Origin of the sequence: Butyricimonas sp. Marseille-P3923 (assembly GCF_900184685.1) — a bacterium.
Lineage (GTDB): Bacteria > Bacteroidota > Bacteroidia > Bacteroidales > Marinifilaceae > Butyricimonas > Butyricimonas muris.
Genome location: NZ_FXXL01000007.1, coordinates 447,726 through 461,668, shown reverse-complemented (window position 1 = coordinate 461,668; position 13,943 = coordinate 447,726). Strand labels below are relative to the sequence as shown.

At 42.9% G+C, this 13,943-nt stretch carries 17 protein-coding genes; 9 read left to right on the top strand and 8 right to left on the bottom strand.

Translation table 11 applies throughout. The features are described from left to right. From CS948_RS13400 to CS948_RS13380, 5 genes are all read left to right on the top strand, one after another. A complete protein-coding gene (locus CS948_RS13400) occupies positions 1-1,560 on the top strand; it encodes a RagB/SusD family nutrient uptake outer membrane protein (RefSeq protein WP_099292222.1) in 1,560 nt (519 codons plus the stop codon). 33 nt (positions 1,561-1,593) lie between these two features. Next, the gene (locus CS948_RS13395) at positions 1,594-2,223 is read left to right on the top strand and encodes a fasciclin domain-containing protein (protein WP_099294509.1); all 630 of its coding nucleotides are present in this window, start codon (positions 1,594-1,596) and stop codon (positions 2,221-2,223) included. A gap of 24 nt (positions 2,224-2,247) precedes the next feature. Next, entirely contained in the window at positions 2,248-2,796 is a 549-nt protein-coding gene (locus CS948_RS13390; protein WP_099292221.1) for a hypothetical protein, read from the top strand. Between the two features lie 120 nt (positions 2,797-2,916). Beyond that, a complete protein-coding gene (locus CS948_RS13385; protein WP_099292220.1) occupies positions 2,917-3,339 on the top strand; it encodes a hypothetical protein in 423 nt (140 codons plus the stop codon). Between the two features lie 38 nt (positions 3,340-3,377). Then, complete coding sequence (locus tag CS948_RS13380; protein ID WP_099292219.1) at positions 3,378-3,662, top strand: helix-turn-helix domain-containing protein; 285 nt, start codon at positions 3,378-3,380, stop codon at positions 3,660-3,662. Positions 3,663-3,779: 117 nt separating this feature from the next. On the opposite strand, the gene CS948_RS13375 is transcribed toward CS948_RS13380, so the two are convergent. From CS948_RS13375 to CS948_RS13360, 4 genes are read right to left on the bottom strand one after another with little or no spacing between them, the layout of a single operon-like run. Further along, a complete protein-coding gene (locus tag CS948_RS13375; protein ID WP_099292218.1) occupies positions 3,780-4,439 on the bottom strand; it encodes a nucleotidyl transferase AbiEii/AbiGii toxin family protein in 660 nt (219 codons plus the stop codon). Further along, positions 4,420-4,932: a HigA family addiction module antitoxin gene (locus tag CS948_RS13370; protein ID WP_099292217.1), complete on the bottom strand. Its 513-nt coding sequence runs from the start codon at positions 4,930-4,932 to the stop codon at positions 4,420-4,422. The genes CS948_RS13375 and CS948_RS13370 overlap by 20 nt, the downstream gene beginning before the upstream one ends. 60 nt (positions 4,933-4,992) lie before the next feature. Further along, complete coding sequence (locus tag CS948_RS13365) at positions 4,993-5,376, bottom strand: DUF3037 domain-containing protein (RefSeq protein ID WP_099292216.1); 384 nt, start codon at positions 5,374-5,376, stop codon at positions 4,993-4,995. Next, the gene (locus CS948_RS13360; protein WP_099292215.1) at positions 5,354-6,136 is read right to left on the bottom strand and encodes a HipA family kinase; all 783 of its coding nucleotides are present in this window, start codon (positions 6,134-6,136) and stop codon (positions 5,354-5,356) included. The genes CS948_RS13365 and CS948_RS13360 overlap by 23 nt, the downstream gene beginning before the upstream one ends. 133 nt (positions 6,137-6,269) lie before the next feature. On the opposite strand from CS948_RS13360, the gene CS948_RS21695 reads away from it, so the two are divergent. Further along, positions 6,270-6,410, top strand: coding sequence for a hypothetical protein (locus CS948_RS21695; protein WP_176555056.1), 141 nt, complete (start codon positions 6,270-6,272; stop codon positions 6,408-6,410). A gap of 240 nt (positions 6,411-6,650) precedes the next feature. Here CS948_RS21695 and CS948_RS13355 read toward each other — a convergent pair whose 3' ends face one another. The 4 genes from CS948_RS13355 to CS948_RS13340 form a co-directional block, all read right to left on the bottom strand. Next, on the bottom strand, positions 6,651-6,926 hold the full coding sequence (locus tag CS948_RS13355; RefSeq protein ID WP_099292214.1) for an RNA-binding protein: 276 nt from the start codon (positions 6,924-6,926) through the stop codon (positions 6,651-6,653). 36 nt (positions 6,927-6,962) lie between these two features. After that, positions 6,963-7,406, bottom strand: coding sequence for a cold-shock protein (locus CS948_RS13350; protein WP_176555055.1), 444 nt, complete (start codon positions 7,404-7,406; stop codon positions 6,963-6,965). 22 nt (positions 7,407-7,428) lie between these two features. Continuing rightward, the gene (locus CS948_RS13345; protein WP_099292212.1) at positions 7,429-8,553 is read right to left on the bottom strand and encodes a DEAD/DEAH box helicase; all 1,125 of its coding nucleotides are present in this window, start codon (positions 8,551-8,553) and stop codon (positions 7,429-7,431) included. 396 nt (positions 8,554-8,949) lie between these two features. Continuing rightward, a complete protein-coding gene (locus tag CS948_RS13340; protein ID WP_099292211.1) occupies positions 8,950-9,762 on the bottom strand; it encodes a DUF1573 domain-containing protein in 813 nt (270 codons plus the stop codon). Positions 9,763-10,001: 239 nt separating this feature from the next. Between CS948_RS13340 and CS948_RS13330 the strand changes: the two genes are divergently transcribed. From CS948_RS13330 to iadA, 3 genes are read left to right on the top strand one after another with little or no spacing between them, the layout of a single operon-like run. Further along, the gene (locus CS948_RS13330) at positions 10,002-11,408 is read left to right on the top strand and encodes a hypothetical protein (RefSeq protein ID WP_099292209.1); all 1,407 of its coding nucleotides are present in this window, start codon (positions 10,002-10,004) and stop codon (positions 11,406-11,408) included. Between the two features lie 4 nt (positions 11,409-11,412). Continuing rightward, the gene (gene dcuC / locus CS948_RS13325) at positions 11,413-12,786 is read left to right on the top strand and encodes a C4-dicarboxylate transporter DcuC (protein WP_099292208.1); all 1,374 of its coding nucleotides are present in this window, start codon (positions 11,413-11,415) and stop codon (positions 12,784-12,786) included. A gap of 3 nt (positions 12,787-12,789) precedes the next feature. Beyond that, positions 12,790-13,941, top strand: coding sequence for a beta-aspartyl-peptidase (iadA, locus tag CS948_RS13320; protein WP_099292207.1), 1,152 nt, complete (start codon positions 12,790-12,792; stop codon positions 13,939-13,941). The last annotated feature ends 2 nt before the right edge of the window (positions 13,942-13,943 follow it).

The window sequence follows — 13,943 nt, the reverse complement described above, 5'->3', positions numbered from 1 at the left end:
ATGAAACACATATATTATTTATTCCTCTTCACATTTTTATTGAATTGCACGGCTTGCGTGGATTCCTTGGACATGAGCCCGGAAAACTCTGTCACATTCATGAATGTTTTTGAAACAGAACGAGAACTAGAGATTGGCGTAATGGGTGCGGAAGCCTCTGTACGCAATGAATGCGTTGGTCAAGACCTTGCCCCCAATGGAGAATATTCGGATTACATTGAAGAAGGTTCATCGTCACTATTACAAGAACATGAACCCTTTATGTATATTGTAGATTGGGATTGGTTTTATCGTGTAATCTCATACGCTAATGTACCATTACCTTATATTGATAAAATTGACATGCCAAAAGAGAGACGCGATTTTTACAGGGGACAAATCTACTTCTTTAAAGCATTTGCTTACTTGCATATCGTTCGTCTATGCGGAGATTGCGTCTTGATTCGTGACGAAGTGGAAACCACCCCACAAGGGCAAACCTCTTGGATAAAAGTAATAGATTACGCCATTGAATTAGCTAAAGAAGCGGTACAACTTCTCCCCGAATGGGACAAATTAACGGACGCAAACGGCAATGCTGTAACTCATCGTGCCCGTCCATGCAAAGGTGCGGCAAATGCCTTGTTAGCCCATTTGTGCGCGTGGAAAGCTGGTTGTAAATACATGGCAAAACCGGAAGACCGAAATTATGATGAACAGGAACTGTGGAAAATAGCGGAACAAGCTTGCACGGACATCATCAAGCGGGAAGATATTTATAAACTAGCGGATGCCCCGGAAGACATGTGTGAAACAACCTTCATGGGTGGTTCAAAGGAGAGTGTTTTCGAGAGTATTTTCCGAAATTATTGGGATGAATTGGCTCAGACAAAATGGGATCAACGTCTAGCTTCAACCGATATGGCAGTATTTTATCAAGGCTATCCGGTGGTTACGGGGGCAACAATGGCTAATATACAATACATGAGATTCCGAATCACGAATGAAACCGTTGAAAAAATGTTCTCCAAAGACGATTTAAGACGAGATGCTTGGTTTTATCGGTATGAATATATGCGTGATTCCGTGGATATTGATATAACAGGCGGATACGCTTACCCTTACAAACACCGTAAAGCCTATGTTTCCACGGACGGAGGTGCGGGCGGCGGAGAATTTATCAATTTCGACGCTAATAAAATCTGGTGGCGATTAGCCGATATTATTCTATTGAGAGCTGAATGCCGGGCTAGATTAGGTGGCAGTTACCTGCAAGGTGCGATAGACGACCTGAACACGATCCGGACTCGTGCAAAAGCAAAATTATATGATGCATCCGAGTATGGCGGTAACTTGCGTTATACAATATTCAAAGAACGGGAAAAAGAATTCCTGATAGAGGGTGGACGTTGGTTTGACGTGTTACGCAATGAATACTACAAAACGGAATTATATGGCGGTTTTCGTAACGTAAGCGCCCAAGATATTATTGACGGTGTATTCTTTGGTGCCCTTCAAAGTTCAAATTTTTGGGATAACCCCTTGTTAAGGCAAAATATATATTGGCAACGAAGAATGTAAATGGAACAACGTAAATCTATTAAATTGAATTTTATGAAAAAAATATATAATATATTTGTTTGTATTAGTGCCGCAATCTTCCTGTCTTCTTGTACCGCACAAGATTGGTATGACAGCGGGGTTTCCAGCCCTTATCATGATTGTTCTATCATGGAGTATTTACGAAAAGATACATATAACTGGGAATTAACCGTAAAATTGATAGAACGGGCAGGATTAACCGATATGTTCGAGGGAAAAGACTCGAATTACAAAGAGATTACTTTCTTTGCTCCCCCGAGTTACACTATATTACGACATTTATGGAATAACGGTATGGAATCAGTGGACGAGATGAGTATAAAGGATTGTAAAGCAATCGTGCTATGCCACGTGTTGAACAAAAAATACTTGAAAGCCGACTTTGCATACCGTAATGTAGACTATATGATTGACGACGAATTACAAGACGGAGGAACGGATGTTGAAACTTTAGGCGGCAGTCATTTACGAATTTATCGAGATAAATCGGCTTATGGCGGAGTTCCTGATTTAGGTCCCGAGACCATGTACATTTATTCTTTTACAAAAGCAACAATGGTTCCTCTCGCCACCCCAGACATTCAACCTCTGAATGGAGTAGTTCATGCATTGAATTATAATTACGATTTGGGAAGAATATAATGGAGGTATTAAAAAATTAAAACTATGAAGAATATAATTATATTGACGATTATTGCCATGGTTACTTGGCTTGGAGTCGGGTGTCAAGATGTAACCATAGGCTATTTATTGACAGAAAATGCCAGTTATGAAACCGATTCAATGATTGTAAAAAAAGATTTAGATATTACACCTCCAAGTTGGGGTATTTGGTCGAACCCGGAATATTACGATTTAATCAACATGGGGATACCACCTGAAGAAATTCTCGAATGGGGAATCGAACCTACTTATGAAGGTATGGGAGGAGAAGGAGAAGATTATTATCGGTTAAAGTGGAAACAACCATGGGTAAGCGTACCTATCGAAGGCATTCAAGGAACTCAACAGATTTATGTTACCGTGAAAGAAATCAAAACAACGAATGGCGATGCTAATAAATTAGCGGATTGCCTAACTGTTAGAGGTAATGGAATATTCGAGGTTCCTATTGAACATGATATTCCCGTCGGACGTTACGTGATCTCCTTAAATTTCTCGAACGAGGGGTACTCGAAAGACGTAAATGATTGTTTCACCATCATCGTTAAATAAACCATCGTTGTGTGTCAGGAGGGCACTTTCACTAATGCCCTCCTCTACCCCTTCACAAAAATAATCCTTGTTTTCCCGGCGTTTGACAAGGAATGTTAAGCCTATAAAGTCGAAATAGACTTGAATTTATTAATCACCAAAGGAAACGAGCTCGTGTCTTTACAGGATTTGTCAAATGACCACCGGAAATATCTTGACCGGTTTCTCACCTTGCAACGAGAGTCTTTCGAAAGAACTAAAGCCAGCCTGCTCGGCACGACCTCTTTCCGTCCATCCGATTTCATGCTTGAAGGTACCGAAATAGACTTGAACGAATTAATCAATTTCCTATGGCATTCCGGTGCGGTGAAAGGCATCACTCCCGGTGTCACGAAAAAGGCTTTCGCGGGATACTTCTCGGCCATGATGAACCGGAAATGCGCCAATAATTTCGAAGATAGGATACACCAATCTCTCGGGCGTTACAACCCGCTTAAATACGTGGACAAACTGCGGGAGCAGTACCTCGATTACGCGGAGCAACGAGAACAGAGAAAAAAATAACTTCCCTTCCTTTTCACTAACCACAAATCTACAATATTATGGAAAAATATATTGACATCGAGTATCAACTCCACGTGTTACTGGAATGTAACCACACGTTATTGAACCAAGTGGAAATATTGCTCAACCGAGTGGACCAACAAACGATAGCACCGACTACAGAATGGCTGGACGGCAACGATGTCTGTCGCATTCTGAAAATATGCCCCCGAACATTACAAGTTTATTGCAACAAAAATATCCTCCCCTTCCGGCGTTTAGGAGGCAAAGTATTTTTCAGCAAAACGAACATCGAGGCAACATTGGAAGCGAAGAAATTTTAACGAAGAACACGTATTAAACAATCTGCATTTCTTGCAAATCCACTTGTTAAAAGTGGATTTGCAAAACAATGACAAGTTTATACTAAAATCAAAACCATTAAAGAATACATGAGAACCTTATTTTTCCACATATTCATCAGCAATCTCAATTAGGTCAAGTTTTATATCATCCCAATTTTTACCAAGCAAACATATAGGATCAGGAAATTCATCCGCAACACTAAAATCAGTGAACAATCGTAACAACTCTTTGGGCTCATGTTCCCACGGATGCCTTTTCTCATGAAAAGCAAACATTTCAGATAGTGGAAATCTAGCAAGCAAAAGATGTAAATCCCAGAAATCCTTTTTTCGTCCACCGCGAGACACCACATTCATTTTCATCGCAATAATATCGCTTAGGCTAGCCATACGTATATTGTCAATGATTTCAATCTCATTTATAAAAGAATCCGTGTACATCAGATCAAGTTTTATATAATTATCAGCAGACAACCCTATATAATATGATCTGCCATTTCCCACTACCGAAGTTGTATCCGTGGATTCATAATATGGAAATCTAGCACGAAGATAAGATTCAAAATTCCGGTAATTTAGACTACCGTATTCTACATCTGTGAATAAATCAATATCTTCTGAAATACGATGACCAAATCGCAAACTGAGATTAGTTCCACCAACTAAACGAAACGGGTTAAACAATTCTTCCGCCATCAGCATATCAAGAATTTCCTTCAAATATGGTTTTACCGTTTCATAATGTAATACTGTCATTAGAATGTTTCGTTTTAGTAATCCGATAATAATTGTTCGATTTGTAACTTTCAAGTTCAGTAACGTCTATATTATAGAAACGTGCTATTTCTTTCTTCTCTGCTTTATTTCCTCGTTCTAAAACCCTTTGTATTACGGCTTTTTTGTATTTACCCCAGTCTATCGAATCAAAATCTACGTCCCAAAACAAAGACTTTCGGATATTGGGAATTCCAGATACAGACCGACTTAATTCCTTATTCTTAAATTCTATTACTAAATAATACGCCTGAAGAGCATATAAGAATCCATCTTCGTATCCCAATGCCTGTTCTATCTTAAGAGATAATTCAATTGTCAGTTGCCGCCGCCCGTTAATTATAGCATTAAGAGTTTGACTATGAACACCAATAGAAGCAGCGAAAGAACGCTGGCTGAGATTTTTCTTTTTTAAATCTCGGCTAATGATCTTTCCCGGATGAATTCCTTTTAATATGTCAATTTTATGCACCATAATTCTTTTTACAAAGATACGAAAATGCAAACAAATTTGTTTGCATTTTTATAACAAAAATCACAACACTAATTCCCGAAACAGTTTCTCGAACGTCACGTCAAGGTCGGCAGAGAAACCGGGATGAGGACGGGAGGTCTGTATTGAAGTACTCCGGACGGCGGTAAGCCAACGGAAACGTTCCGGAATTTCAAATTCGGCAATAGGACCGCCCTCTTTCGCTCCGGAACAGATACGATCGAAAACACGCAGATTATTTTCTATCACCTCAACCTCCGCCTCCGGAAAAAGCGTTCTCAATTTATCCTCGTGCAGGATATATTTTGCCTTGAGGTATTTTTTCCGTTTGGAAAACAAAATGATTCCCACGTTCACAAATTCTTCCCGTTCCACCCGGGGCACAACCCGGATGACCGCATATTCATACAAGTATTTCTCTAGCATGTTGAGCTTCTTTTATAAATATTTCCGAATTTGCTACCCGCTCCACAAGGAAACGCACGTAAGTATCTTTAACCTCCGAAGGCAATACGCCGAAATCTTCCCAATTTAACCATTCGTCGGGAATCAAATGAACAATCTCCCGTACTTTTTCCGGCGTGAGCAAGGCTTTCAGTCCGGCATCCACTTCCACCAACCGGCTCGCCCGAGGCAACAAGACATGATCTTTTACCTGCCCGAAAGGACTCAAGACGTGTTTTTCCCAATTCACCCACGAGTAATGAAAATAAAGTGATGAACCGTGGTCTATCAACCAAAGTTCCTTGTGCCACATCAACAAATTGGTATTTCGTATCGTGCGGTCGATATTCGTGAGCAAGGCATCCAACCAAACAATTTTCGATGCCAATTCGGGATCAATTATATTCACCGTGGGATCGAACCCTAATGCCCCCGACAAGAAATGAAGCCCCAAGTTTAATCCCCGGCTCGCTTTCAGCAAATCCTGTATCTCCTCGTCGCCTTCCGCCTGCCCGAATGCTTCGTCCAGTTGAAGAAATACGATCTCGGGCACCCGTAATCCCAAAGCACGAGCCACCTCTCCCCCGATCAGTTCAGCGATCAAAGCTTTTGCCCCGTGACCTGCACCCCGGAATTTCACCACGTATTTGAATTCATCATCCGCTTCCGCCAATGCCGGCAAAGAGCCGCCTTCACGCAAGGGCATGATATACCTCGTAACATTTGCAGTCCGTAACTCCATATCGTTCCTTTATTTTAGCAAAAACAAAGATATAAATAAACGACAATTTTACCGGAGATTTCACTCGAAATACTCTATTAACTTTTTTTATTTAAGCAGTAATATTGTATGTACAAATTAAAAAACAAAAGATATGAAAGAAAAAAGTATGACAGACGAAAACATGAGTCTATTGTTGAAAAACAGCAGAACATTGATAGACAAAGTCAACTTGTTGCTGGAAAAACTGGAACATTACACTTACACCCCGGCAACCGAATGGTTGGATTCCTGAGAGGTATGGCGTTTCCTGAAGATGGGAAAAGAGGATATGAATTAAAAACAAGAAAGCGGTAAAAACCCCTTTTCTTCAAAAACTCCTACGTCTGCTTCGCAGCCACCTCCTCTATAAACAGAAGAGGAGCTGGTGAATCTTTCCAAAAACGGCGAGTAACCAAGCTCCCCCTCTGTTTATAGAGGGGGTACGGCGTAGCCGAGAAGAAGCTAAAATGACTTTTACCCCTTTCTTGTTTTTTTAATATCTCCGATTGTTCCCGCCGCTTCTTTCAACACGGGGACGTGCAACGGTTACGCTAATTGTCTTTCCTTCAAATTCCGTTTCATTCAATTTAGCAATAGCCTCTTGAGCCTCCGGCTCATTCGCCATTTCAACAAACCCGAAACCACGTGACCTTTTAGTTTCGCGGTCTGTAATAATGTAGGCAGAAGTTACACTACCATACGCTGAAAATAATTCTTGTAAGCTTTCACTCGTCGTGCTATAGCTTAAATTGGATACATAGATGTTCATCATTTAGGTATTTAATTATTGATAATGGGTTATCCTTTAACTTGCAAGAGCGATTCTCACGGCATTCATGCCTTTACGACCGCGTTCCAACTCAAAAGTAACCATATTTCCTTCAACAATAGGGTTTTGGACGCTGGTAATATAGAAAAAATATTTTTCCGTACTATTGACATCCTTGATAAAACCGAATCCCCTGTCCTCGTTAAAATATTCCACCCGACCTCTCAACACGGTTTCTTCGGTTTCCTCTTTCTTTAATGTAGAGACAGCAATGTCTTCTATATTAATCTCCTGTTTGTTATTCATATCAGGAGGGGTATCGGTAATAAGACCATTTTCATCGACATAAGCGATCATATCCTCAAAAGATCCGTTACCGGCATTTGCTTTACGCTCCTCTTTGCGTTTCTGTTTTTCCAGTTTCTTACTCTGTTTCTTCTTTTCTAATTCTCTTTTACTAAACGATATCGCCATAGGCATTTATAAATTATTATAGTTATATTTACGCGGAGACAGATACCGCATTCAATTCTTTTCCTGTCAGTTTCTGTATATTTTTAAGCATGATACTTTCTTCCTGTGAACAGAACGTCAGAGCAGTCCCGCTATTCCCGGCACGCCCGGTACGTCCGATCCGGTGCACGTAAGTTTCCGCCATATCAGGCAAATCGTAGTTAATCACAATCTCCAGATTGGCAATATCTATTCCCCTCGCGGCAATGTCCGTGGCAATAATCACGCGAGTTTTACCCGATTTAAAATTCGAGAGTGCACGCTGCCTGGCGTTTTGAGTCTTATCACCATGAATAGCCTCACAGCCTATGCCCTGCTTGTTCAGCACCCGGGCAATTCTATCCGCCCCGTGTTTGGTTCTTGAAAAGACCAAAACCGTCTTTTTCTTTTCCTTTGCCAGAATCTCGACAAGCAATTTGCTCTTTTGAGATTTTTCCACGAAATACAATCTCTGGTGGATAGTATCGACGACCGACGACACGGGTGCCACCTCTATTCTAACAGGTTTGTACAGAATTGATTTGGATAGGTTAGCAATTGTCACGGGCATGGTTGCCGAAAAGAAAAGACACTGCTTTTGTTTCGGTAGCATAGGCAACAATCGTTTTATATCGTGTACAAAACCCATATCGAGCATCCGGTCTACTTCATCCAAGACGAAGTGACGGATATGGCTAAGGGAAATGTATTTTTGATTAATCAAATCCAGCAAACGCCCCGGCGTTGCCACCAGAACATCCACCCCGGATTGAAGTTGTTCTACTTGTGATCGTTGATTTACTCCCCCGAATATTACCGTGTGGCGTACACTCGTGTATTTGGCATAATCACGAAAACACTCATCTATCTGGATTGCCAATTCTCGTGTCGGGGTAAGGATTAATGCCTGAATCTCCCGTTTCCGGTTCTTGGGCATCTGTTGATCAAGCTGTTGAATAATGGGAATAGCGAACGCTGCGGTTTTACCCGTTCCCGTTTGTGCCAAACCTAATAAATCACGCCCCTCCAATGCGACCGGTATCGCCTGTTCCTGAATGGGAGTCGGCGTTTCATATTTCTTATTTACCAAAGCCTTCAATATCGGCTCCGAAATATTCAATTCTCTAAATGTCATAAAATATCTGCTACTTTACAGCTAGCTCTGTCTAATTAAAAATTTAAAACAAATAAGTTGATTTTGAAGTCAATTTTGACGATGAAAAGACCTGCCTGAATACGACAGAGCAAAGCACAGCTCTAAAAGATACAATATGAACTCGATTGTTTGTTCTGCAAAGATACGAAAAATAATTTAACAATCCAACTCACTCCCGCGCTTCACTAGGGCAAACGCATCAAAACGCTTTTCGCCCGGTTCATAAAGTTGAGCTTTCAGCTCCTAAAGTTTATAAAGTTCATAAAGTAACGGGCGTCCTTCGGACAAAGTTTACCGGCAGCCATGCTGCCGTGGACAAAGCGCCCGCTAGGGTCCATAAACCTTATGAACTTTATAGACTTTATAAACTTTTAACTAAAAGGGCGAAAAGCGTTTTGACACGTTTGCCCTGCGCACTTCACCTTTGATTATGAATTGGAGGATGGGGCGGCGGGGATCGTTGCAGTAGAGCGTAATTTGTTTGCGTTGTTTGCCGATTCTTCCGGCGGAGTGGAAAACGACGTCAAGTTGAGTGGATTTGCCGGGGAGAATGACGCGTTGCCCGGGGACGACGGCGGTACAACCGCAGGTGGTTTCGATTTTGCGGAGCAGAAGGCTACCGCTGCCTGTGTTACGAATAGGGATGATGATCGATTTTTCTTCACCTTCCTTTAGCGTTCCGAAATCATATTCCAAAGAATCAACCTCTATTCGGGGAGCTTTGGCTTTTTCTTCCTCGCTCCACTCGTTAAAATTCTCCTTTACTTCAGCTTCGGCAACAACGCCGAAAGAATAATCCACTTCTCCATCAACCAAAAAACGGAGAACATTATAATATTCACCCAACAACATTTCATTTTCCGGTCGGAAAGTGATAATCAAAGTATCTATCTCACCGGAAGCAATATCATATCCTCCCAAACGCCAGTCTTGAACGCTCCCTCCTATTTTCCGACAAGTCAACTCAGGGAAATTATTAAAGCCTTCCAATCGAACAGCCTTACTCTTGGGATTATATACCATGACGGTATCCGTGTACTCCCGCCCGACATAAGTCGTACCTAAAGCAATATTCTCTTTATTGAACAACAGATCGCCCAAGGGGTAAATAAACCCTTCCGGAACTTTCTTCCCGGAACAGGCACAAACCCCCAAAGACAATATAAAAATCCAATAAAAATTTCTCATGACAAATCATAAATCGTTTATGAATTTCAAAGCTACTATTAAATTCTTAATTTCGTCCGGGCATTCTCCGAATTTTGTGGAGAAAACGTATTTTTGCCTCGAAAACAGCATAATTAATCAGAGAAAAGTAGTAATTAATGGTTTCGTTAGTGGATTATTTACTGTTCTGTTTATCCCTCCAAGATAAATTTGTTGCAGTAAAATGAAGCAAAATCTTTAATTATAAATTTTAATCCACCATGAAAACAAAGAATTTATTCATTGCACTTATTTCGATGTTGTTCGCCTTTCAAGCGTGCACGACGGATGACGTGTCATTAACAGAAACAGGTCCCGGTGACGGGACGAATCTTTATGCCATCAAAGACAATGCTTTCGGGGAATATCTAAAATACCTGAAGGTTGGCGGAGTTTATTCCCAAGTATCCAACGAGAGCGGGAACGCCGTTATCTCCTACGTGATCGACACGGTTGAATCCCAAGGCTACACGGGAGAGATCAACCTCAACAAGAGTAACAGTTCCATGACGAAACTGGAAACAGCCGGACTGACGACAGCTAAAGAGAAAATCAAAGACTTGGACGGCATCCAGTATTTTCCGGGAGCCACGTCATTAATCCTCACGTCAAACGAGTTGACATCCATCAATTTGAGCAAGTCTGTGAATCTAACCTTATTGAATTTGAACAACAACTGGATAGGTTCGTTGGATTTGTCGCAAAACACGAAATTAAAAACACTTTTATATAACGCCAGTAGCAGCGCATCTGCCCCGGAAAACAGCAAACTTATCGAGATTGATCTTACTCACAACGTGGAATTAGACACGATATCCATGACAAATCACGAGTTGGAAAATATCGACCTGTCACAGAACACGAAACTACGGGGAGTAAACTTTAAAGGTAACAGCAATACTTTGTACATACCGCAAGAAGTGTACGACAGATTGAATACGGCGACCGGATTACAGCCGAGCAAAGAACCGGAAATCCCGGGAGAAGGGGATTACTACACGATTCCGGATAAAGCCTTCGGCGAATTTTTGCACTACCGTTTAAAAGATCAGGGTATCGTGGCAGAAGAAAACGGAACGTATAAAATTGACAAGACAAAAGCCGCCGCCTACACGGGAGAACTGGATCTGACCAAAAGCAAAAGCGCTATTACTGAACTCACGGAGGCCGGACTTGAAACGGCAGAAACCAAATTAACCGACTTGAGCGGTATCGAATATTTCACGGGAATCACCTCGTTGAAACTGGTTTCCAATCAAGTTACCTCTTTAGATATCACAAAACTCGTGAACCTCACTTATCTGGATTTGAACGCTAACTGGATCGGCAGTTTGGATTTAACCAAAAATACGAAGTTAGAATACCTGCGTTACGGGGCTAGTTCAAGTAAAGATGCCCCGGAAAACAGCAAACTTTCCAATCTCGACTTAACACAGAACACAGCATTAACCACCATTTTATTAAGCGGTCATTTATTGAATGACTTGGATTTAAGTAAAAACACGAAATTGACTGTCATTGACTTAAGTAAAAACCCGGGAGTTCCCTTTGTCGTTTCCTCTGAAGTTTACGACAATGTTGCAGCCGAAGGCAATAAGAACACGGTCATCGACAGTATCAAAAAATAACACCATGATTTACATAGGAGCACTTATTTCAATTCAATTCATTGCCCTGACTGCCTACTGGCTGTTCAAGAAATATCACGCGCAGGCGGTACTGCTTTTCAGCGGTTTGGCGATGTTGACCTTAGCATTGCTGCTGGGGTTCGATATTCCCGAACTGAAGAACGCTACCGGACTGAAAGAGTTCGATCTCTTCAAAGTGATACAGGAGATTTTCAGCGAGAAAGGTGCGGGAGTGGGATTGATGATTATGACCATCGGAGGATTCGTGGCTTACATGAAGCACATCAAGGCAAGCGATGCCCTCGTGTACGTTTCCATGCAGCCGCTGTCTATTTTCCGGAAGTACCCCTATCTCGCCGCATCACTGGTGATACCTATCGGGCAACTGCTGTTTATCTGCACTCCCTCGGCGACGGGGCTGGGACTACTGCTAGTAGCTTCCATCTACCCGGTTCTCGTGAGTCTGGGTGTCAGCAAACTGTCTGCCGTATCGGTAATCTCGGCATGCACGGTATTCGACATGGGGCCCGCCTCGGCAAATACAGCCAGAGCATCGGAACTCGTGGGGATGAATAATGTGATGTACTTCATCGAACACCAGATGCCGCTGACCATCCCTATGACGATACTGCTCATGGTAGTGTATTACTTCAGTAACCGGTATTACGACAGGAAAGACGCGTTGCACAAACAACCCGAAGAACCCAAACGGGAAGATTTCAAGGTAGATGTACCTCTGATTTACGCCATTCTTCCGGTATTGCCGTTGATCCTGTTGATCGTGTTCTCGAAATACATTCAATTGTTCAACTTCTCGGTAGAACTCGACACGACGACAGCGATGTTCATGTCATTCTTTATCGCTATCATCTTCGAGCTGATCCGGCAAAAGAACCTCAAGAATGTATTCGCTTCCATCAAAACGTTCTGGGACGGCATGGGAAAAGTCTTCGCCAGCGTGATCACGTTGATCGTGGCCGCCGAAGTCTTCTCCAGAGGATTGATCAGCCTCGGCTTTATCGATTCGCTGGTGATGCTCTCGCAGCACATCGGGTTCTCCGGGGCAGCCATAGCCATATTGATGACACTGCTCATCTTCGCGGCTTCCATGTTGATGGGCAGCGGTAACGCATCATTTTTCTCGTTCGGACCGCTAGTTCCTTCCATCGCAACCAAAGTAGGATTGGATGGGGTGAACATGATATTACCGATGCAGCTTGCCTCCAGCATGGGGCGCGCGGCATCACCAATCGCCGGGGTTATCATCGCCATATCGGAAATCGCCGGGGTATCGTCCTTCGACCTTGCACGCCGGAACCTGATTCCGCTATCGGTTACCATGATAGTCATGCTGGCATATCACTTCTTAATCGGATAAGGTATGAATATTACAATTATAAGAAACGCGAATATATACGCCCCGGAAAAACTGGGGATAAAAGATCTTCTCGTGTGTAACGGGAAAATAATCATGGTGGATGAGAAGATCGAGTTGACGAGTGTTAGCCACTCGAAGATCGATGCCGGGGGCATGATCGTGACCCCCGGTTTTATCGATCAACACATGCATATTATCGGTGCAGGCGGCAAAAGCGGTTATTTCTCCATCACCCCCGAAGTACAACCGAGCGAACTGATTCGCTGTGGAACCACCACGGTAGTAGGTCTGCTGGGTACCGACGGTATCACGAAAGAATTGACCACTCTCTACGCCAAATGCAAGTCACTGGAACAGTACGGTATCGGGGCATATATGCTCACGAGTTATTTCGCCGTACCCCCGAAAACGATCATGAACAGCGTGGCAGAGGATATGTTGTTTATTGACAAAATCATCGGTTGCAAGGTAGCCATTAGCGATGAACGGTGTTCATTCCCGACCAAGGAGGAGCTACTGCGCCTGATCAATCAAGTACACACAGGTGGTCTGACTTCCGGCAAGGGAGGAGTTTTACATATCCACTTGGGAGCGTTACCTTCCCGTATGCAACTCCTGTTGGAAATCGCACGGGAATATCCCACGCTGGTAAAACACATCTCTCCCACTCACGTGGGCAGAACGGCAGCCTTATTCGAGGAAGCCGTCAAGTTTGCCCTTCTGGGAGGAATGATTGATATCACCACGGGAGGCACCAAATACGATGAACCCTACAAGATTCTGTTGCACGGTCTGGAAAAAGGAGTACCTATCGACCGCATGACTTTCAGCAGCGACGGCAACGCGGGAATGAGCAAGAAAGATCCGGAAACGGGCGAACTCGTGTTCTACAAAGCCCCCTTGCACTTGAACCTGCAACAAGTGCAGAAACTGGTGAAAGAAGGTGGACTACCGTTAGAAGAGGCTCTCCGCCCGGTAACGACCAATCCGGCAAAGAACATGACCTTGCGCACGAAGGGACGCGTAGCCCCGGATTGTGACGCCGATTTCTGTTTATTCGACAACGAACTGAACCTGCAAGGCGTGATCGCGGGTGGTGTGGAATGGATGCGCCGGGGACAGTTGGTAAAGGTTGGGAATTTCGAAACGCTTTAACT